This window comes from Pseudomonas sp. GW821-FHT09C08, assembly GCF_059418125.1.
Genome location: NZ_JBWKPG010000012.1, coordinates 78,117 through 98,888, shown reverse-complemented (window position 1 = coordinate 98,888; position 20,772 = coordinate 78,117). Strand labels below are relative to the sequence as shown.

The 20,772-nt window shown below is 64.8% G+C and carries 16 protein-coding genes; 5 read left to right on the top strand and 11 right to left on the bottom strand.

Features of this window, described 5'->3' with window-relative positions; genetic code table 11:
• Positions 1-34: 34 nt before the first annotated feature.
• Positions 35-2,272: a TonB-dependent receptor gene (locus tag AC07OJ_RS28100; protein ID WP_262135185.1), complete on the bottom strand. Its 2,238-nt coding sequence runs from the start codon at positions 2,270-2,272 to the stop codon at positions 35-37.
• 277 nt (positions 2,273-2,549) lie between these two features.
• Here AC07OJ_RS28100 and AC07OJ_RS28095 point away from each other — a divergent pair, with 277 nt between their 5' ends.
• The 5 genes from AC07OJ_RS28095 (at position 2,550) to AC07OJ_RS28075 (ending at position 8,136) form a co-directional block, all read left to right on the top strand.
• Entirely contained in the window at positions 2,550-4,907 is a 2,358-nt protein-coding gene (locus AC07OJ_RS28095) for a DNA polymerase II (RefSeq protein ID WP_495095631.1), read from the top strand.
• A 69-nt stretch (positions 4,908-4,976) separates the two neighbouring features.
• A complete protein-coding gene (locus AC07OJ_RS28090) occupies positions 4,977-5,555 on the top strand; it encodes a GNAT family N-acetyltransferase (protein WP_495095630.1) in 579 nt (192 codons plus the stop codon).
• A gap of 12 nt (positions 5,556-5,567) precedes the next feature.
• Positions 5,568-6,191, top strand: coding sequence for a glutathione S-transferase N-terminal domain-containing protein (locus tag AC07OJ_RS28085; RefSeq protein WP_065907272.1), 624 nt, complete (start codon positions 5,568-5,570; stop codon positions 6,189-6,191).
• A complete protein-coding gene (locus AC07OJ_RS28080) occupies positions 6,188-7,423 on the top strand; it encodes a flavin monoamine oxidase family protein (RefSeq protein ID WP_495095629.1) in 1,236 nt (411 codons plus the stop codon). The genes AC07OJ_RS28085 and AC07OJ_RS28080 overlap by 4 nt, the downstream gene beginning before the upstream one ends.
• A gap of 131 nt (positions 7,424-7,554) precedes the next feature.
• Positions 7,555-8,136: a DUF4174 domain-containing protein gene (locus AC07OJ_RS28075; protein WP_106804619.1), complete on the top strand. Its 582-nt coding sequence runs from the start codon at positions 7,555-7,557 to the stop codon at positions 8,134-8,136.
• Positions 8,137-8,283: 147 nt separating this feature from the next.
• On the opposite strand, the gene AC07OJ_RS28070 is transcribed toward AC07OJ_RS28075, so the two are convergent.
• The 10 genes from AC07OJ_RS28070 to AC07OJ_RS28025 form a co-directional block, all read right to left on the bottom strand.
• A complete protein-coding gene (locus tag AC07OJ_RS28070) occupies positions 8,284-9,306 on the bottom strand; it encodes an acyltransferase family protein (RefSeq protein WP_495095628.1) in 1,023 nt (340 codons plus the stop codon).
• A 75-nt stretch (positions 9,307-9,381) separates the two neighbouring features.
• Positions 9,382-10,791, bottom strand: a complete 1,410-nt coding sequence (locus AC07OJ_RS28065) for a lipid II flippase MurJ (protein ID WP_495095627.1) — start codon at positions 10,789-10,791, stop codon at positions 9,382-9,384.
• The gene (locus tag AC07OJ_RS28060; RefSeq protein WP_495095635.1) at positions 10,791-12,218 is read right to left on the bottom strand and encodes an O-antigen ligase family protein; all 1,428 of its coding nucleotides are present in this window, start codon (positions 12,216-12,218) and stop codon (positions 10,791-10,793) included. The genes AC07OJ_RS28065 and AC07OJ_RS28060 overlap by 1 nt, the downstream gene beginning before the upstream one ends.
• Positions 12,219-12,220: 2 nt before the next feature.
• Positions 12,221-13,324, bottom strand: a complete 1,104-nt coding sequence (locus tag AC07OJ_RS28055; RefSeq protein ID WP_106804616.1) for a glycosyltransferase family 4 protein — start codon at positions 13,322-13,324, stop codon at positions 12,221-12,223.
• A complete protein-coding gene (locus AC07OJ_RS28050) occupies positions 13,315-14,532 on the bottom strand; it encodes a glycosyltransferase family 4 protein (RefSeq protein ID WP_495095626.1) in 1,218 nt (405 codons plus the stop codon). Before AC07OJ_RS28050 ends, AC07OJ_RS28055 begins: the two co-directional genes overlap by 10 nt.
• An 8-nt stretch (positions 14,533-14,540) precedes the next feature.
• Positions 14,541-15,869: a GH39 family glycosyl hydrolase gene (locus tag AC07OJ_RS28045; RefSeq protein ID WP_495095625.1), complete on the bottom strand. Its 1,329-nt coding sequence runs from the start codon at positions 15,867-15,869 to the stop codon at positions 14,541-14,543.
• Positions 15,859-17,049 (bottom strand): glycosyltransferase, encoded by a 1,191-nt coding sequence (locus tag AC07OJ_RS28040; protein WP_495095624.1) that lies wholly within the window; start codon positions 17,047-17,049, stop codon positions 15,859-15,861. The genes AC07OJ_RS28045 and AC07OJ_RS28040 overlap by 11 nt, the downstream gene beginning before the upstream one ends.
• Entirely contained in the window at positions 17,049-19,040 is a 1,992-nt protein-coding gene (locus AC07OJ_RS28035; protein ID WP_106804612.1) for a GumC family protein, read from the bottom strand. The genes AC07OJ_RS28040 and AC07OJ_RS28035 overlap by 1 nt, the downstream gene beginning before the upstream one ends.
• A gap of 14 nt (positions 19,041-19,054) precedes the next feature.
• Positions 19,055-19,855 (bottom strand): polysaccharide biosynthesis/export family protein, encoded by an 801-nt coding sequence (locus tag AC07OJ_RS28030; RefSeq protein WP_207200643.1) that lies wholly within the window; start codon positions 19,853-19,855, stop codon positions 19,055-19,057.
• 5 nt (positions 19,856-19,860) lie between these two features.
• The gene (locus AC07OJ_RS28025) at positions 19,861-20,772 is read right to left on the bottom strand and encodes a glycosyltransferase family 2 protein (RefSeq protein WP_065907241.1); all 912 of its coding nucleotides are present in this window, start codon (positions 20,770-20,772) and stop codon (positions 19,861-19,863) included.

The following is a 20,772-nucleotide window of genomic DNA, read 5'->3' as shown; positions in this document are numbered from 1 at the left end:
ACGGGTGGCAGCCCAGGCTGCCACCCGTTGACGTTTAGAAGTCCACCGTCGCCGACAACTTCGCCACGCGCGGATCGCCCTGGGTCAGGTAGCCGCCCAATGCCGATTCCCAGTACTTGGTATTGGCGACGTTCTCCACCGTGGCGCCCAGCGTCACGTCCCGCTGATCGACCTTGAAGTTATAGCGCGCGCCCACGTCGAACCGGTTCCAGGTCGGCAGGCTGAGGTTGTTGGCCGCGTCGGCGTACTGGCCGCCGGTGCGCAACATGCGGCCATTCACGCTCACGCCTTGCAGGCCCGGCACATCCCAATCCACCCCGGCATTGAGCTGGAACGACGGCACGCCGATAGCGCGGTTGCCGTCGTTGGTGCCGTTGGCCGTGCCGCTGACCTCGGTGTTTATCAGAGTGGCGCCGCCCAGCAGGCGCAGGCCTGGGACAGGTTCACCGAAGACATTCAGCTCCACGCCCTTGTTGACCTGGTCACCCTGGAACACATAGGTCGCGGTGCCGTCCGAATTCAGCTGGGAATAGCCCTGGGTCGGCTGCTCGATGCGATACACACCGAGTGTCGCCCCGTAGGTGCCCATGTCGACTTTGACGCCGGCTTCAGTCTGTTTCGAACGCGCGGGGGCGAAGGTCTGGCCGTTGTTGGTGACCCTGGCGTTATTGGCCGCGGTTTCCGGGGCGGTCGGTCCGGATGCCAGCCCTTCAATGTGGTTGGCGTAGAACGACACGTGGTCCCACGGCTTGAACACCAGGCCATACACCGGCGTGGTGATGCCCTTGGCGTAGTTGGCGTTGCGTGAGCCGGTGCCGTATTCATAACCCTGGACCACCAGCTCCTGGCGACGCAGGCCGGCGGTGAACAGCAAGCGGTCATCCATGAAACCGAGGGTGTCCGACACCGCCGCGCTGCGCGCGAAGGTCTTGGCGGTGATGCCCGGGTCGTTCAGGTCGCTGCCGGAGGTGAAGCCACCCTTGGCTGGCGCTGTCACATCGACGGGGTTGTAGAGGTTGGTCGCTTGCGTGCCGGAGGCAAAGTCGAAGGCGTTGCGCGCCTGGGTCCAGGTGCCGGTCAGGCCGAGGTTCAGCTTGTGGCTGACGGCGCCGGTCTGGAACTTGCCATTCAGGCCGGCCATCAGGCTGGTGTTGTCTTCCTGGTGGGCGATATTGGAGCCGCTCACGGTGGCATTGCCCTGCGCGTCGATCACGGTGAGCGACGAATAGCGGCCGATTTCGCGGGTGTGCTTGGCGCCGCCCGCGACATACGCGGTCCAATTGTCATTGAGGTCGTACTCGCCGCGCAGCATGCCAAAGGTGTCTTCCAGGCTGGTGCTGTCCCACTTCGGCGCGTAGTTGGTGTCCGCCGAGGGCGCGTTGGGGATGCTGGTCAGGCCCGGGCCGAGAAACACCGAGTTACGCCCGCCGTTGACTTGCTGCTTCTGATACACAAAGTCGCCGGACAGGCGCAGGGCATCACCGCGATAATCCAGGCCGACCGAAAACAGCTTCGAACGCTGGCTCTCGTCGTCCACACCGGTATCGCCTTCGCGCTGGGAAATATTCACCCGTGCGCCAAACCGATTGTCTTCGCCAAAACGCTGGCCGATGTCCAGGTGTTCGCCGATGCGGCCATCGTTGCTGATATCGGTGCTGAAGCGGCGCAAAGGCACGTCATCGGCACGCTTGGGTTGCAGGTTCACACCGCCGCCGATGCCCGAGCCACTCGGCGTCACGCCGTTGATAAAGGCGTTGGGGCCCTTGAATACCTCGACCCGCTCCAGGGCGTCGGTGGACATCAACTGGCGCGGCAGGATGCCGTACAAACCGTTGAAGGAAATATCGTCGCCGTTGAGCGGCAGGCCACGAATCACGAACGCCTGGGATTGGTTTGCAAAGCCTGACGCCTGGCGCACGGACGAGTCATTGAGCAGGACATCACCCAGCGTCTCGGCCTGCTGGTCACGGATCAGTTTCTCGGTGTAGGAGGACATGCTGAACGGCACATCCATGATGTCCTGGTTGCCCAGCACACCCAACTGGCCGCCGCGTGCCACCTGGCCGCCGGCATATACCGGGGGCAGGGCGCCGGGCGATGGGGCGTCGGCGTTGATGTTGGTGGCGCCCAGTTCCAGCGTGTTGCCATCCTGACTGTGGTTCGCATCCTGCGGGGTGGCTGGGGTTGCGGCGTGAGCGGCAAGGCTCAGGGAGCAGCAAAGGGCAAGCAGGGTCGGGCGAAACGGCACGGCGAATGGGGTACGGGTGGGCATGGTCGATCCGGACGGCGAACCGTCAGTGGTGAGGAAAAGGGCAACAACGTTGCGCGTCCTCGCTGCGCGGATACGACTCCAGCGCGAATGATAGTGATTGTTATTAATGTTCTGCAACAAAATTGTGAAGCGCGTGAGCGTGCCTGCGCGGACGGCCGACCAGCGGCCCGCGCAGTGTCCTGCTGCGCGGGTTGGCGGATAAATGCCATCGCCCATCGCGTTTGCCCGGATGCCGAGTAGAATCACGCCCTGAAAGCGATTCCTGAGGTGCGGTACGGTGGATTTACAGCAGGGTTTTGTCCTGACCCGGCATTGGCGCGATACCCCGGCGGGCACGGAGGTCAGTTTCTGGCTGGCCACCGACCACGGGCCACGGTGTATCCGCCTACCCGTGCAGACCTCGGTGATGTTTATCCCCGAGGCCCATCGCAAGCCGCTGGATTGGCTGCTCAAGGGCGAGCGCGATATCGAGTTGCGCCCGCTGCAGTTGTGCGACTTCCACCATCGCCCGGTGCTGGGCCTGTACACACGCCAGCACCGCCAGGCGATGGACCTGGAAAAACGCCTGCGTGCCGCCGGGGTGGATGTCTACGAAGGCGACGTGCGCCCGCCCGAGCGCTACATGATGGAGCGCTTCATCACCGCCCCGGTGTGGTTCGGCGGCGTCGCCGATGCCGACGGCACGCTGCTTGACGCGCAGATGAAACCCGCGCCCGATTACCGCCCGCCGCTGAAGCTGGTGTCGCTGGACATCGAGACCACCGCCCAGGGCGATCTCTATTCCATCGCCCTCGAAGGCTGCGGCGAGCGCCAGGTGTACATGCTCGGCCCGCCGAATAAAATCGACTCGGTGGACTTCAAGCTCGATTACTGCGACACCCGCGCCCAACTGCTCGAACGCCTCAACCAATGGCTTGCCCTCCATGACCCCGATGCAATCATCGGCTGGAACGTGGTGCAGTTCGACCTGCGCGTGCTCCACGAACATGCCCAGCGCCTGGGCGTGCCGCTGTTGCTCGGGCGCGGCGGCGAACCGATGACCTGGCGCGAGCATGGCAGCCGTAACCACTACTTCGCCGCCGCGGCCGGGCGGCTGATCATCGACGGCATCGAGGCCCTGCGCTCGGCCACCTGGAGCTTCGAGTCCTTCAGTCTGGAAAACGTCGCGCAGACCCTGCTGGGCGAGGGCAAGGACATCTCCACGCCGTACCAGCGCATGGACGAAATCAACCGCATGTTCGCCGAGGACAAGCCCGCCCTGGCGCGCTACAACCTCAAGGACTGTGAATTGGTCACGCGGATTTTCGCCAAGACCGAGCTGCTCAAGTTCCTCCTCGAACGCGCCAGCGTCACCGGGCTGCCGGCTGACCGCAACGGCGGCTCAGTCGCCGCGTTCACCCACCTGTACATGCCGCTGATGCACCGCCAGGGCTTCGTTGCGCCGAACCTCGGCGACAAGCCGCCCGAGGCCAGCCCCGGCGGTTTTGTCATGGACTCGCGCCCCGGCCTCTACGAATCGGTGCTGGTGCTCGACTACAAAAGCCTCTACCCGTCGATCATCCGCAGTTTCCTGATCGACCCGGTGGGCCTGATCGAAGGCCTCAAGCACCCCGACGACAGCACCTCTGTGGAAGGCTTTCGTGGTGCGCGTTTCTCGCGTACCCGCCATTGCCTGCCTGCCATCGTCGCGCGGGTGTCCGAAGGCCGCGAAGAGGCCAAGCGCGAACATAACGCGCCGCTGTCCCAAGCGCTGAAGATCATCATGAACGCCTTTTACGGCGTGCTCGGCTCCAGTGGTTGCCGGTTTTTCGATACGCGGCTGGCGTCGTCCATCACGATGCGCGGCCACCAGATCATGCGCCAGACCCGTGAGCTGGTCGAAGCGCAGGGCTATGAAGTGATCTACGGCGACACCGACTCCACCTTCGTCTGGCTCGGCGGTGCGCATACTCAAGAGGACGCCAGCCGCATCGGCCACGCGCTGGTGCAGCACGTCAACGCCTGGTGGCGTGAGCACCTGCGTACGGCATACGGCCTGCAAAGCGCGCTGGAACTGCAGTACGAAACCCACTTCACCCGGTTTCTGATGCCGACCATTCGCGGCGCGGAGGAGGGCAGCAAGAAACGCTACGCCGGCCTGGTGGTGCGCAGCGACGGCAGCGAAGAGATGGTCTACAAAGGCCTGGAAACCGTGCGCAGCGACTGGTCGCCCCTGGCCCGGCAGTTCCAGCAGGAGTTGTACCAGCGCATTTTCCATCGCCAGCCCCATCAGGACTACATTCGCGACTACGTACGCCGTACCCTGAGCGGCGAATTCGATGAGCTGCTGATCTACCGCAAGCGCCTGCGCCGCCAGTTGGATGACTACGAGCGCAATGTGCCGCCGCATGTGCGTGCCGCGCGCCTGGCCGATGAATACAACGACCGCCTCGGGCGTCCGCGCCAGTACCAGCGCGGCGGCTGGATCAGCTACGTGATCAGCGTCAACGGCCCCGAACCGCTGGAGGTGCGCCAGGCGCCGATTGACTACGACCACTACGTCACCCGGCAATTGCAGCCGGTGGCCGATGCGATCCTGCCGTTCGTGAATGACGATTTCGGCACCCTGGTCGGCGGGCAAATGGGCCTGTTCTAAAACACTTGCCGAGACACTGCGCGAGCCTGCACTCTTGGTCACTGACGACCACCCGACGGCGCAGCTCCCATGACTCACATTACCTTGACCGGCACTACAGTCGAACTCCAGCCCCTGCAACCCGAACACAAGGCCGCCTTGCTCGACGCCGCCGCCGATGGCGAGCTGTGGAACCTCAAGGTCACCAACGTGCCGGGCCCCGGCACCGTCGACCAGTACATCGATACCGCGCTGGCCGGGCGTGCTGCGGGCAGCGTGATCCCGTTCACCATCGTGCGCCGCGACACCGGCCAGGTGGTCGGCAGCACGCGGTTCTGGAAGGTCGACCGGGTCAATCGCAAGCTGGAGATCGGTCACACCTGGCTGGCGCTGTCGACGCAAAAAAGCGCGATCAACACCGAAGCCAAGCTCCTGCTGCTGACCTACGCTTTCGAGGTGCTGGACTGCGTGCGGGTGCAGTTCACCACGGATGAACTCAACGAAAAATCCCGTGCTGCGATCCTGCGCCTCGGGGCCTTGCAGGAAGGCATCGTGCGCCATGAACGCATCATGCCCGACGGGCGCAAGCGCAACTCGGTGCGTTTCAGCATCATCGATTCGGAATGGCCGCAGGTGAAAGCCAACCTGCAGGCGAAGCTGCTGCGATAGGAGGAAAGGCCCATGTACACGCTCTACGGTACCGACGAGTCCGGCTCCTGCATGATCGAAATCGCCCTGGCGCGTTGCGCGGTCGAGTGGCACCGCGTGGATGCCAGTTCCTGGCAGGAAGGCCCGGGCACCGACGCCCTGGCCCGTATCAACCCGCTCAAGCAGATCCCCACGCTGGTCACCCCTGATGGCCAGGTGTTGACGGAGAGTGCGGCGATCCTGATCCACCTGGGCCTGGAATACCCCGACGCCAACCTGCTGGTAGGCAACCGTGGGCAGATCCTGCGCGGCCTGGTGTACATCGCCGCCAACTGTTATTCGGCCATTGGCATCATCGACTATCCGCAACGCTGGCTGGGCGAGGCGGAACCCGTGGTGCAGAACCAGTTGATCACCGGCACGCGGCGCTATTTGCACCAGGCCTGGGTGGTGTTTGCCGATCAGTTTGCCGACCAGTTGTTTGCGCCCAGCGGCGAGCCGAATGCGCTGGGTATCATGGCGGCGGCGGTGTCGCGCTGGGACGCGGCGCGCGAAGCGCTGGCCGCCCTGGCGCCGGGTTTTGCCCAGAGCCTTGCGCAAGTGGATGCCGATCCCGTCGTGGCCCCCGTATTCGCGCGGCATTGGCCCGCGCAATGACCGCGCCGCGGCCTGTCGCCTGGCACGTCACGCGCTGGTGCGATGACCCCTTCAGCCAGGGCGCCTACAGCGCGTTGTTGCCAGGTGGCGAGCCGAGCCTGCGGCGCCTGTTGTCAACGCCGATTGATAATCGTCTGTTTCTTGCTGGCGAAGCCTTCAACCACGATCACTCGGCCATGACCCACAGCGCCTGGGACAGCGGGCTGCGCGCCGCCAATGCGGTGATCGCGACCTCGGCTCGAACGGTGATTGTCATCGGTGCCGGTTTTGCCGGCCTCGGCGCTGCCCGCGCCTTGCAGGCGCAGGGCGTGGCGGTGCGCGTACTCGAGGCGCGTAACCGCATCGGCGGGCGAGTGCACAGCGTAGCCCTCGGTGGGCAAATGGTGGATGTGGGCGCCGCCTGGTTGCAGCAGTATGCGATCAACCCGCTGGCGCGGCGTGCCGAGCAGTTGGGCCTGGAGCGGCGCCCGACGGACTTCTCGCAGCCATTGGCCGCCGCGTGGGACGGCCCGTTGCCGGACATCAACCGCGCCTATGCCCGACTCAAACAGGCCATCGACCGTCAGCAACCGTTGGCGCCGGGCGTCGACCGCTACCTGGCCACCTTGACCGCCAGCGAGCGCCGCGCGGCACGCTATGCCATCGACGCGAACCTGATCCTCGAAGCCGGTTTGCCCCTGGACCAGCTGTCGACCCAGACGCTTGACGAGGAGGGCGTCGGCCATGGCGACCAGTTTTTGCCGCACGGTTACGGGCAACTGCTGGCAGACGCTGCCAGCGGCCTGGATATCCACCTCAACCACCCTGTGCAGCACATCAGCTGGGACGAGCACGGTGTGCGCGTGGATGATCGGGATGCCGATGCCTGCATCTGCACGGTGCCGATACCGGTGCTCAAGCAATTGAGCTTTACCCCGGACTTGCCGGCGACGTATCGCCACGCCCTGGAGCTGTTCACCATGGGCCGCCTGGAAAAAGTCGTGCTGCAGTTCGATCAGCGTTGGTGGCCGGCGTCCGAGGACGGCTACCTGCGCTGGTACGACGCGCCCGCCAATTGGGGCGAGTGGCTGGATTTGACCGATGCGGTGGGCACGCCGCTGATTGCCGGGCTGATCGCCGCAGACGCCGTGGACCGCCACTATCCAGGCAAGACAGATGAGCAAATCGCGCTGGCGGCCTGCGAAAAACTCAGCGCCTGGGCTTCCGCAATCAGAAGAAACAATGACTCCTGAACCTATCCAAACCCTTGCGTAGCGGGCGTCCTGGCCTACGCTTTCTTAAAGTGGTGTAGGAATCATCCTTGAATTTGACTGTCGCAGACATGAAACTCAAGAACCCTGCATGGAATTCAAAGGAGGTGCGCATGCTCATCCGGTCGCTGACCCTGGCTACCTTGATGGCTTTTACGGGGCCGCTGTTGGCTGCTGATGATATCAACCCGCTCAAGCAGGACTTGGGCAAGTCCCGGCCGCTGGTGGTGGTGGAGTTGGACTCCGGCAACGCCGCGCTGACGGACCTGAAGAAACAGCTGGAAGAGCCGGCCACCAAGCAAGCCTTTGAAGAGCGCAGCATGGTGTTCTACACCGTGAAGTTCGGCAGCATCGGGGCCGAGGGCGAGAAGTTCGCCAAGGACCCCAAGGACAACAAGAAACTCACGCCGCCTGAAACCAATGCGCTGATCCGTGCCCTCAAGCTGGGCGCCGGCAGCGGCACCAAGGTGATCCTGGTTGGCAAGGATGGCGAGAAGAAAGTCGAGAAGACCGTGCCACCGGATACCCTCGACCTGAAGGAATTCTTCAGCGCGATCGACCAGATGCCGATGGCCGAGAAAGAAATGGCCGCCCCGGCCGAGCCTGAACCCGCTGCCGCCCCGGCCGCGAAGCCAGGCGCCAAGGCGGGTAAGCCGGCCAAGCATGCCGCGCCGCAACAGCAACTGGATGATTGACCTGCGCCCAAGGCGCTGGCTGACCCAGCGCTGATCGAAGCGCTTATGTAGGGAGGGAGCTTGCTCCCGCTCGACGGCGCAGCAGCCGCAAGCGTTTTGGCGGCGCTGCGTACCTCAGCCGGAGCAAGCTTTCTTGCCACACAGGCTTCAGGTGCGCGGTTCAGAAACTTTACGCTGCGGAAACGGAAAGTAGAAAAACCGCAAGAACGCCACGCGCTTGATCACTTCCCCGATCAACAACGGCACCCCAACCCCCACCACAAAACCGATGCAGGCCGCGACAAATGGCGGCAGGCCCAGGCGCTCCATCAGGTCAAACGTCTTGTGCTGGATCTCCCCATGGAAGATCAACAGGATCAGGGTCGATTGGCCGATATAGGTCATCACCCGCGTGATCAGCGCCGACACCATCAGTACCCGCGCCAGCGCCCAGCACACGTACACGCCAATCACCGCCAGCAGGCTGGTCCACAGCCAGTGGTCGTAGCGGCGCTGCGCCAGATCCATGGTGTCGCCCCGGTAGAGGAACACGGCGGCGAACAACACCACCGACACCAACAAGGTCAGCAGCGACCCCGCATGGGTGCGCAGCCAATTGCGCAGCAGGTAGCCGTAGATGAAACAGGCGCTGCTGATCAGGGCGATATCCAGGCTGAAGGGCAGGCCGGGCAGCACCCAGGTTTGTCCGCCCACGGTCACCGGCAGTTGCCAGAAAAACGGCAGCATCCAGATGCCCACCAGCAGCGGCACCAGGGTCAGCGCGCAACTCACTGCCAGCGGCAGGCGCTGGATCAGGCGCAACACCGCCCAACTGAACAGGATCGCCACCCAGAAATGCGGCAGGAACCACATCGCTTGCCACGGGATGGTGTCTACCGAGGCATACAGCACGCCACCGATGTCCGGCAGCAGCGGTTGGCCACGCAGCACATCGCGCACGATCACATACACCAGCATGGTGAAGAAAAACGGCTTGAGCAGGCCATCCGCCTTGCGCACGGCCATCTCCCCGAAGGGCTGCTCCGGCTTGAACAGCACCCCGGACAGAAAGAAGAACAACGGCAGCACGAACGACGCCAGGATCGGGTACATCAAGTCCGGGGACGTGGCGACAAACCAACTGTGGGCATACACGATCACCAGGATGCCGATGCCTTTGGCGATATCCATTTGAATCCAACGATGTTTCACCTGTTCATCCTCCCTCTGTGAACCGCACAGCCCCTGGCAGGAACTGGCACGCCGTCATGCCTTGCGCCAGGGCTTGAGCCATAGTCCCATCCCCAGCAACACCAGGATGCCGGCCAAGGTGCTCAACCCCAGTTGCAGCCACACGCCTTCAATACGAAACAGTGCCAGCGCCGCCAACCCCATCACCAGTGCACTGAGCAGCCATTGCCGCACCCAGGGCAGGGCTTCGAGCAATGCCTGGCGCTGCATCAGCAGCAACGCGGTGCAGATCACCCCGGCCAGCGCGGCCAGCGGGATTCCGGCCAGGCCAAACACAAAGGGCAGGGCGCCCAGCAGCAACACGTTGACCAGGCTCCCGAGCAACTCGCAGCGCAACGGCTGGCGCGTGTCGCCGGCGGCATAGGCGTAGCGGGCGAGCAAGGCGTTCCAGGCGCCGAATACCAACGGTACGGCGAACCAGGCCAGCAGCAACGGCAATGGCGAATCCGCCGATTGCTTGGGCAGCAGCAGCGCCACCAGGCTCGGCGCTGCCGCCACCAGGCCGACGCCGGCGGGCAGGGTCAGCACGCTGGCGGTTTCCAGGCCGCGCTTGAGCAGGGCCAGGCGCTCATCGCCCTGGCGCCGGCTCATCATGCCCAGCAGCACCTGATTGAGGCTCATCAGCGCAATCAGCGGCAGGTTCATCAGTTTGCGGGCCAGGTTGACCCAGGTCACCGCGCCTTCGCCCAACAGCGACGCCACCAGGCGCTCGATCAGGGCCAAGCCCTGGCTGGCGCCGTTGCTCAGCAACAGCGGGCCGATGCGCTGGCCCAGCTCCCGCAGCGGCGCGAAGGTCAGCTGCCAACGCCACGGCCGCCAGCCTTGGCGCCACACCGACGGCAACAACGCCAGCGGCATCAGCAAGCTGCCCGCCAGGCAAGCCAGGGCCAGCGAGTGCGGTTGAGTCGCGGTGCCGGCGAGGGCGAGGTAGGTCACGGGCGGCAGGTTGAACAGCAACGAGCCCAGCCCCGCCAGCACAAAACGCTCGCCCGCCTGCAACGGAATGCTGAACAGCGCATGCAGCATCAACCCCGGCACGCACCAGGCGACGATCTGCAAATTGCTCGCGGCGAGGGCGGTGGCGCTGGCCGCCAAGCCGGGGCCAAGCAGTTGCACCAGCCATGGCGCGAGCAGCGTCAGCAGCAGGCTGGTGACCAGCGCGATCAGCATCAACGCCGGGAACAACACGGCCAGCCAATCCAGGCGCTCACCGTCCTTGCGCTGCAGGTACAGCGGCAGCGCGGCGGCACTCAGCACGCCACCCGCCAGGGACATGCGCAGCGCTTCCGGCAAAAACAGCGCGATCAGAAACGCATCGCTGCGCTCACCCGCGCCCCACGCCGCCACCAGCAACCATTCACGCGCAAACCCCAGGCACAGGCCCAGCAGGGTCGCCAGGGTCAGCCAAACGGCCGAGCCGAGCATCAGGGACGCGCGCCATCAAGCAGCGGCTTGCGAAACACCACTGTCTTGACCTGCGGCAGGCGCGCCGGAAACAGGCGCCGCGCCTCCAGCACATTGATGCCGACCATCAACCAGAACAGCGCCACCATCACCACTGCGAAGCTGAAGTAGTGGTCAAACAAACCGCTGACCAGCGCCGACAGAATCCCACCGGTGGTGCCCAGCCACAGGGCGTTGTCCTTGGTCAGGCGAATCGGGCCTTTTTCCGGACGGGCCTCACGCCACCAACGCACGGTCACCGCGACGAAGAACAGCATGCCGACGATGCCGATCTTGTAGATGTAGTTCAGCCACAGGTTGGAAATCCCCAGGAAATGCGTACCCGGCACCGGCGGGTCGACCTTGAAGCCGATGCCGAACGGGTAGGCCGCCACCGCCTGCGGGAACATGCGGTATTCGTCGAAACGCACTTCGGTACTGGCGTTGTCCGAAGAGAAAATCGTTGCCAGGCGCTCCTGCAACGGCGGGTAGGCAATCACCAGCGCCACAGTCAGCGCCGCGCCGATCATCAACAGGCGCCCGGTGTACGGCACGCGCCGCGTGGCCATCCACATCAGCACCAACGCCAGGCTGACCATCGCGCCGCGGCTGCTCGCCAACAGCAAGGCGGCCGCCCCCAGGCACGCCACGCCCAGGCCGAGAGCGCGTTTCCAGCCTTGTTCGGTCATGCCGAAACAGAACGCCAACGGCAGCAGCAGCGCCATGATCCCGCCGATGGCATTCGGGTGCGTCCACGGCGAGCCCATGCGCGAGGACATCGCCTCCAGCCCGAATTTGAGCATGTCGAAGTTGGCGTAGTTGAACAGCGCCAGGATCGGCGCAATCCCGGCGCCGGAGCGGGTGCGCACAAACACCGCGATCGACAGCACCAGCATCGCCAGGGTACCCAGCAGGAGGGCGATCACCAGCGCTTCCCGGTGCTTGCGGTCCACCAGCAGTTTGGCCGCGATAAACACCCCGGAGAGGTTCAGCAACCAGCGCAGCCAGTTGGCCACGCCGCTGGTGTCGGCATGGATAGTGACTTGGCCGACAATGAACGGGAACACGCTGAACAGCATCAGCCACAACAGCATCTGGTCGGTGGGGCGCCGCGCCAGGCCTGGTGTATCGGGCAGGCGCGCGAGAAAGCTGTGCCACAGGATGGCGCCCCAGGTCAGCGCCAGGATCGCTTCGCTGACGGTACTGCGGATGCCCAGGTTGATCGTCGAAAACGGCATGAACGTCGCCACCAGGGCAAACAGCAACAGGCCCCAGAACGGAAAGCGCAGGATCGTCACCGCGCCCGCCAGGCCGACCACGGCGAGGAAGGCCTTGGCCGGTGACAGCAGCAGGGCGAGGGCGCCGAACAGCAGGCCGAAGAGCACCGCGACGAGGCTTGCCAGGTTCACTCTCACTTCAGTTCCTCGATCAGTTCGGCCAGGCGTCGACGGTAGGCGTGATGGTTGAAACGCTCCGCCCATTGGCGCCGTTGCGCGGCCGATTCTTCAATAGGCTGCTGCGCCAGGCTGACCATCAACTGCACCAGCGCCGGGCCGTCGGTAGGCGAAAAACGTGGCGCCGACGGCGGGGTGATTTCATCCAGCGAGGTGCCGCTGGCCACTGCCACTGCCGTGCCGACGCTCAGGGCTTCGATCACCGGCAGGCCAAAGCCCTCGGCGTAAGACGGTTGCCACAGGCGCGACGCCTGCCGGTACAGCGCATGCAACTCGGCATCCGACACGCCGCTCAGTGCACGAATCCCCGGCAGTGTGCGCTGGGACTCGGGCAGGTGTTCCAGGCTGCCCACCAGCACCAACTCCGGCACGCCGGGGGCCTGGCGTCGCGCCTGCTGCCAGGCATCGACCAGAAACGGCACGTTCTTGCGCAGCTCGCGCGTGCCCACCAGCAACCAGTAGCGCTCCGGCAGTTGGCGCGCCGACAGGTCCGCTGCCAGCTCGGCAAAGGCGTCGACCTGATTGGGCAACACGCGAATCTTGCCCGCAGCCTTGGGAAACAGCCGCGCGGTCTCATCAGCGCTGTACTGCGACGGCGTCCACACGCGGTCGGCACTGTGCACCGCGTAGGCAATCGACAGGCGATCGCTGGTCTTGTAGATCAGCGCCTTGAGGCGGTTGGCGTGGTAGTTGTCCAAGGTGATCTGGAACAGGTCATGCAACAGCACCACGCTGCGCAGGCCCTTGGGCTTGGGCGGCAATGGCAGGCCCATATTGAAGGTGCTGATGTACAGGTCGATGTGCTGCTCACGCAAGGCGCGCGGCAAAAAACCAGCCTCGAAACGCAGGCGATTCTGCGGTTGGTGCATGGCAGTCTTGGCACAGCCCCAGGCCGGGCAATGGGCCTTCAAGCGGGTTTCGTCGCCCAGCGGCGCCACGGTAAAGCGCTCAAGCTCGATGCCTGGGAAGGTGCGCAGGGCGCTTTCCAGCGCATACACCTGGCGGCTGATGCCCGATTGCGGCGACGTGCCGACGGTGCGGTAATCCAGGCCTACACGCATGCGGGCTCCTTGTGCGTGAGCGGTAAAAGGCTCGCGTACACCTGCTCCAACTGACTGGCGGCAACGCTCCAGTCATGGGCGCGGCGTACATAGGCGCGGCCGGCTTCACCCATCGGTTCGGCGGCATCGGGGAACTGCAACAGGCGCACCACCGCGTCCGCCAACGCGGTAGCGGTTTGCCCGCCGAGGTAGTCCAGGCCTTCCACCAGGTCCAGCCCCGACACGCCCTGTGCGGTACTCGCCAGCGGCAGGCCGGCGGCCAGGGCTTCCAGCACCTTGAGCTTGGAGCCGCCGCCATGGCGCAACGGTGCGAGGAACACCGAACAGCTCGATTGCAGCGCCAGCAGGTTGGGCACGAAGCCTTGCCATTCGATCCGCGGGTCCTGCCAGCGTTCACGCCAACTGGCCGGCATGCCGAAGCCGCAGACGCTCATGCGCGCCTGCGGGCAGCGCTCCCAGACCTTGGGCAGGATGTCATCCAGGGCCCACTCGATGGCGTCCACGTTCGGCGCGTATTCGTAGTTGCCAAGGAACAGCACGCGGCGTGTCGACGGGTCGGGCCGGGCGGCGGCGAAGTGGTCGCAGTCCACGCCATTGACCACCACCGGCACCGGCTTGCCGGCGATTTTTTCCAGCACCTGGGCATCGCTGTCGGTCACTGCGATTACCTGTGTGGCCTGGCGCATGACCCGGCGCTCCCAACGTGCATAGCGCCATTGATCGTAGCGAATGAACGGCAGCGCCCAACGCGGCAGACGGTCGTAGGTGGCGGCGCCGAGGGCCGATTCGACGTTGTGCTCGGTCAGCACGAACGGTTGGGATTTGCGTGCCAGCGCATCTTCGTAAGGTTGGAAGGTGTAGGTGTGCTCGATCTGCACCACATCCCAGTGCTCATCCAGCAACCTGTTGAAGGTGTCCTGCAAGGCGCCCGACAGGCCATTCACACTGGCGAGCAGCGGGTAGGGCGCAAACAGCCCGGCCAACAGGGTCGTGGCGCTGCGCAGCGGGCGGCGCGGCAGGACGATCAGTTGCTCGAGAAACGCCTCCAGCACCTGGCGGTCGGCGAGCGCCACCGGGTGCTTGTCATGCAGCAGCAAGGTGATCCGGTGCCCCCGCGCGGCGAGGCTGCGCAGCAGATGGAACTGGCGCGTCTTGCCGCCGCTGGTGGCGGGCCAGGGCGAGTAGGGCAGGATCCATAAAATGCGCATGGCAGGCCTCAGTCCCATAACAGGATTTGCAGGTTCGGCTTGACCGGTACGGTCAGGCCGTTGGTGCCGCTTACCGGGGTTTGCGTACCGCGCAACGGGTCGTACAGGGTGGCGCTGGCCAGGTTGGGCAAGTGCGCGTTACCGCCTTCGGCCGACCAGAAGAACCACACCTTGCGCCCATCGGCACGCGTCCAGCCAATGCTGAACAGGCCGTCGGGCAAGGCGTCGGCGACCGGCGGGTCACCCGGGGTGAGCGTCGGCCCGCTGACGTCGAGGAAATACTTCAGCGCGGTGTAGACCGGCTTGGGGTTGGCGTCGATGTCCAGCAGCCCGTAGAACTGGTCGCGCACGCTGGCGCGCTGGTCGAGGTCGCTCAAGGTGAACAGGAAGATGCGGTCGTAATCCAGCGCGCTCATCAGCGCCAGGCGCCGCACCACGTAATCGGCCTGGCCCTGCTGGGTGATGATGTCCTGGGCGTCCTTGGGGCCGGGGTAGGTCGACCAGCCCCACTCGGTGCTCCACAAGGTTTGCACGCCGCCGTTGCGCAGGGCCTGGTTGAGCTGGGTGGTCTTGGCGATAAAGTCGAGGTTGGCCGGATCGTTGCCTTCGGGCAATTGGGTGTAGGGGTGATAGGACACGACGGTGTTCAGGCTGGCCACGCCCAGCGCGGCAAGGGCGTCGAACATGGTCTGGCCGTTGGGCATTTCGCTGAAGAACGCCATGCCGGCCGCCACCACCGGGGTGTTCGGGGCGACCGCGCGCAGTGCGGCGGCGCTGGCGGTGAGCAGCGTGGCGTAGCCGGCCGGGTCTGCCACCGGGCGCCAGAAGCCCAGCAGGTTCGGTTCGTTCCACACCTGCCAGGCGTTGACGCTGGGGTAACGCTGGGCCAGCAGCGCCATGCGGTTGGCGAACACGTTCGGGTCTTTGGGCGGGTACTGGTCCTGATAGGGCGCACCGGCCGGCGCGGTGGTGGCGAAGGGCGCCGAACCAACCAGGTAGAACACCGACTTGAGTTGATTGTCTTGCAGCTTGCCGACCAGTTGATCGAGGGTTGCCACCTGATACTGGTTCTGCGCCGGCTCCAACTGATCCCAATGCAGGTCCAGGCGCACCCACTCCAGGCCCAGGTCCTTGAGACGGTCGATCTGCATCTGGTAACGCTGGGGACTGAACCACAGGAACTGTGCGTTCACGCCCAAAAAGTCCTTCCACACCACGGTCTTGTTGCCCTTGAGCACATGGCTTTCGGCATCCGCCTGGCGCCCCCACAAAACGGCGGTCAGGCCCAGCACGGCGACCACCGCAAGGCTGGCAAGGAACGTTTGTCTACGCGCCATGGCGGGCTCCTGCGATGGCTTCGGCAAACACTTCGGTGAACTTCTGCGCGGTCAGCGGCCACAGGCGTTCGCGGCCGATCTCGCCGGCACGTTCGGCCCAGTCCCTGGCCAGCGCCGGCGTGCGCGCCAGGCGCAGCAATTGTTCGGCCAGCGCTGCCACATCGCCTTCGGGGTAGATGGCGCCATTGCCACTGGCAACTTCCTCGGCAAACGCGCGTGCGTCGGAGGTGATTGCTCCGCGCCCACAGGCGGCGGCCCAGGACAGCGCGCCACTGGTGCCGCGCTGGCGCCCGAGCAGGCCGAGTTTTTTCGATTCGCGGTAGGGCAGCACCATCACATGATGGGCCTGGATGGTCTGGGCAATCTCGTCGGCCGGCAGGTTCAGCCGCCAGTCGATGGCGTCGGTCAGGCCGAGTGCGGCGATCTGGCTGTTGAGTTGCTCCAGGTAATTGCCGCCGGCGCCAAAGGCCATTTCCGCCGCCGTGCCGCCGGCCAGCGTCAGGCGCACGCGGCCGCGCAGTTCAGGAGCCTGTGCGAAGACATCGGCCAGCGCCTGCACCAGGTCTTCGATGCCTTTGCCGCGGTAGATGAACCCGAAATACAGCAGTCGCAGGGTGTCGAGCGCGGGCAGGGGGGCTGGTGGCACGGCGAGGTTGGCATGGTTGATCACGGCCACCTTGCCGGGCGGCAGTTGCATGCGCAAGCGCAGGCAATCGGCGCCCAGGCGAGTCAGCGTCACCAGGCGGGTCAGGCCCTTGGCGACCTGGCGTTCCTCACGCAGGGTCAATGGGTCGGCCAGTACCACGGCCGCCTGCGGCAGGGGGCTGGGCAAACGCTCCAGCAGGTTCAGCGGAAACGGCAGGCGCTCACGACGCCACACAATGCGCTCCGGGTCGTGCACGGTGGCGGTCAGCGGCAAGTGCGAGTAGGCCTTGCGCAACTCGCGCAGGGCCAGGAACTCACCCAGGCGCCCGCCGCCCAGCTCGGCGTGGACCAGGTCCACGGTCTGCCAGTTGAACGTCGCGACCGCGTGCTTGATCGCCTCGGAAGTGCCCGCCACCCCGGCCAACGGCGTCAGCACCGTCACCCCAAGCTGCTCCAGCGCCGTGCGAAAGTGGTTCGCATAGTCGGCGATGCCGTTTTTTTCCGGCGGCAAGGGCGCGAGCAGGGCGATACGCATCAGAACGCTCCCCGGTACTTGGCGATGGTCTGCAGCACTTTGCTCGGCACTTCGAACTTGCGACGGTTGATGATGATGCCGTCGACCTTGCCAAACGCGGTATTGAGGATCGACAGCGCATGCTCGACCACCGGCACGGTACTTTTGCGTGCTTCCACCACCAGCCCGATCAGGTCGGCGCGGCGCAAGGTGATAAAGGCTTCGCGGTTGTCGAGCAAGGCCGAGGCGTCGAGCAGCACCACTTCGCCCGGTGCGGCGGCTTCAAGCCCGCCGACCCGGACATTGATGCCGTTCTCGCGCAACAACAGGCGCAGCTGTTCCACCACAAAGGTCACGCCTTCGCCATGGCGCGCCGACGTCAGCCCCAGGGTCAGGCCGCGTTCGGCAATGCGGTCGGGCTGCAACAGGCTGTACAGCCGGTAGATACTTGCATTGAAGGCGTTGGCGCTTTGCGCGGTGGTGGTGTCCAGCTCCGGCAGGGTGGTCCACAGCGGCAAGCCGAACTTGCGTTCCACCAGGCCACCGTCGTGAATGCGCTGGTCGAGCAGGTAGCAGAGGTAGATCACCAGCAGGCCGACGACGATTGCAAACGGAATCGCCAACACCAGCATCAACAGGGTTTTCGGGAAGATCCGACCCGGGTTCAGGGTGGCTTCTTCGATCACCGCGATGTTGCTGATCTGGCTGTTGTCGAGCTCGCGGTCGATGCGCGATTTCTCCAGGTTGTCCACGTACAGCGCGTAGTTGCGCTCGGTGGCGCTGAGCTCACGGGACAGGCGCGCCAGCTCCGGTTCGATCTCCAGGGCCTGCTTGCGCTGGTCTTCGAGATTCACCAGTTGCTTCTGCTGTTGAACCAGTTGGGTGCGCAGGGCCAGGTTGTTGCTCGACTCATCCAGCAGCACCCGCTGCAGGTGGATTTCCAGAGTGTTCGGCGCACGGTTCTCCGAGGCCTGCACGGTGTTGCTCTCGTTGGCGACCTGGGCCTGCATGGCGCGAATCGATGCATCCAGCGCTTTGACCGGCGGCGCGTTGTCGGTGTAGGTGCGCATCATGTCGGCGCGTTCCAGCAGCTTCTGGTTGAGCAGGCGACGCAAGTCCTGCTGCTGTGGGTTCAATGCGATCTGGCGCACCGTGGTGACTTCCTTGGGCTGCCCCTTGAGCTGGTTGCGCGTGCTCTCGATGGCGCTGTCGGACGAGGCGATCAGGCGGGTGGTATTGAAGGTCTCGCCGCGCAGCACGTTGATGCGCTCGGACAAGTCTTCCAGGCGGTCGGTGATGCTCGCCGCGCCGATCTCGTTCAGGTGCTTGAGGATCTGCTCCTTGTAGCTCTTGATCTCGGTGGCGCTGGTATTCACCTGGCCTTCGTAGAAGGCATACAGGCTCTTGCGCCCCAGGGCCTGGGTGCGTTCGTTGATGTAGGTCTCGACCCAGTCCTTGACCACCGCCTGGGCAATTTCCGGGTCGCCCCAGGTAAAGCTGATGTCCATCACCGTGGAGCCGGCGGCGTGGCTCACCTCAAAGCTCTTTTCCAGGCCGGCGGCAAGGCGTTCCACCGGGGTGGTTTTTTCCACCACGCCGAGGGTTTCCAGAACCACGCGCAGGCCATCGAAGACTGCGCCCACGCCTTGCTTGAGGTAATGCTTGGCGCTTTTGAAAAAGCCTTCGGGCGGCGGCGCATTGTTGATCACTTCCAGGTAGTGCTCGGCCACCGCACGCACGATCGGGCGCCCGGTGAGCAGGCGCTCCTCGTCGACGATCGGGTCGCGCTGGGTGCTGGGCATCACCAGCGCCTGGCGGTTGCTGATCTCGATCGGCAGGGTCGAATCACGCCCCGGTTTGACCAACAGGCGTGCGGTGGACTCGTACTTGGCCGGCAGCAGGAAAGCGCCGAGCAGGATAATCACCAGCGCCGCGATGGCCGCCAGCTTGAACTCGTGGCGGAAGATGAAAAACAGGCGCAGAAGATCACGAAAAGAACGGATCTCGATCATGGGATGTCGCTCCTTTAGTTATTGCCGCCGCTGGTTCTGGTGTAGTTGTAGCCAACCCCAATGGATTTGGTGAACGGGATCAGTTGGTTCAGGTAGGTATCCACGCCCTGGATGCGCTCGCCCACGTTGGATTTGGGCACGAACACCACGTCACCGCGTTGCAGCGGCACTTGTTTGCGCCCGTTGGGGCCGGTCTTGAGGTACTGGCTGAAGTCCAGGAAGTAGGCGTGGTAGGCGCCTTGGGCATCTTCACGCAGTAAGGCGACCATGCTCGCGTTGCCCGAGGGGTTGACCCCGCCGGCGCCGACGATTGCCTGCTCGAGTGTGTTGGCCGTGGCGATCTGGACCGCCGTCGGGTTGTTCACCGCGCCACCGACAATCACCGAGTTGCCCGGTGCCTGGTTGATGTTCACCGTCACGCGTGGCTCGCGGTACACCGGCGCGAGGCTCTTGGTCAGGTCGGCGGCGACCTCGGCGGGGGTGCGATGCGCCACCTGGATTGGCCCCAGGAAGGGGTAGTTGATCTTGCCGTCGTTCTGCACCGTATACAGCGTCAGCTCGTAGATGGTGCTGACGTTGAACGCCGACAGCGTCGGCATCTCGCCGGCGTCGCGGACGATACGCAACTGGTCGCCGATGCGGATGCGTTCCACCGCCGGCGGCAGTTGGGCGAGTTGGTCGAGGGCGCGCTTGCCGTCCTCGACAGTCTGGTCGTCGGGCGGGACGATGCGTGCCGGCGTATTGCAGGCGGACAGGGCCAGCATGGCCAAGGCGAGCACGGCGGGTTTGATCAAGCGGGACTTCCTGTGGGTCATGCTGCTCACCTCCAATAACCGGGAAACATGCTGATGCGCCGCTTGAGGGCCAGCGGCAGGCGGCGCTCAAGATGGCCCAGGCGGTAGCCGAGCAACTTGAACGCGCTGCGCACCAGCACTTCGGGTACGCGGTGCAAGGCACCGGCTTTGCGCAAGGCCGCGAGTTCGGCCAGCACATAGCGTTTGCCTTCACCGCCGGCGTCGCCAAAGGCCTGTCTGATCCACGGTTCGCGACCGTAGAACACGCCAATGTCGAAGTAGCGATGAAACTCATCCATGAGTTTGTAATCGTGGGAGTGATGCACCAGCGCCGTGGCGGCGTAGCGCACCTTGTAGCCTTCGAGCAGCATGCGCGCCGCAACGTAGGCGTCTTCGCTGCCGATCACGTCGGCGGGAAAGCCGCCGACCGCCTGCAGCACGCTGCGCCGGTACACCGAAAACGAGTCGGAGCTGAAGCAGGTCTTGATCCCCAGCACGGGCGCATCGGCCAGGCTTTTGCTGCGGCTCTGCTCCGGGTAGTTGAAGTGCCGCGACTGCGCGCCCAGCACCCCGGCATCGGGGTGCGGCAGCTGGCGACCATAAGCCACGCCGTTGAGCGGGTCCTGCTGCAATTCATCCAGCAGGTTGGCGAAGGTCTGCGGGGTCGCGGGGATGGCGTCCTGGGTCATGACGATCAGCGCGTCGCCACCCACCTGTTCGCTGGCCCAGCGGCGCGTGCCGCCGTGGTTGAAATCACGCGCGTCGATCACCTCGACCCGCGCACCGAACTCGCGAAAACGCGCCACGGTGTCATCGCTGGAGGCGCTGTCGACTACCAGCATCTCGTCCGGTTGCAGGGTTTGCATCTTCAGCGCCGGCAGCAAGCGCGCCAGGTGGCTGGAGGCGTTTCGGGTCGGGATGATCAGCGAAGTGCGCAT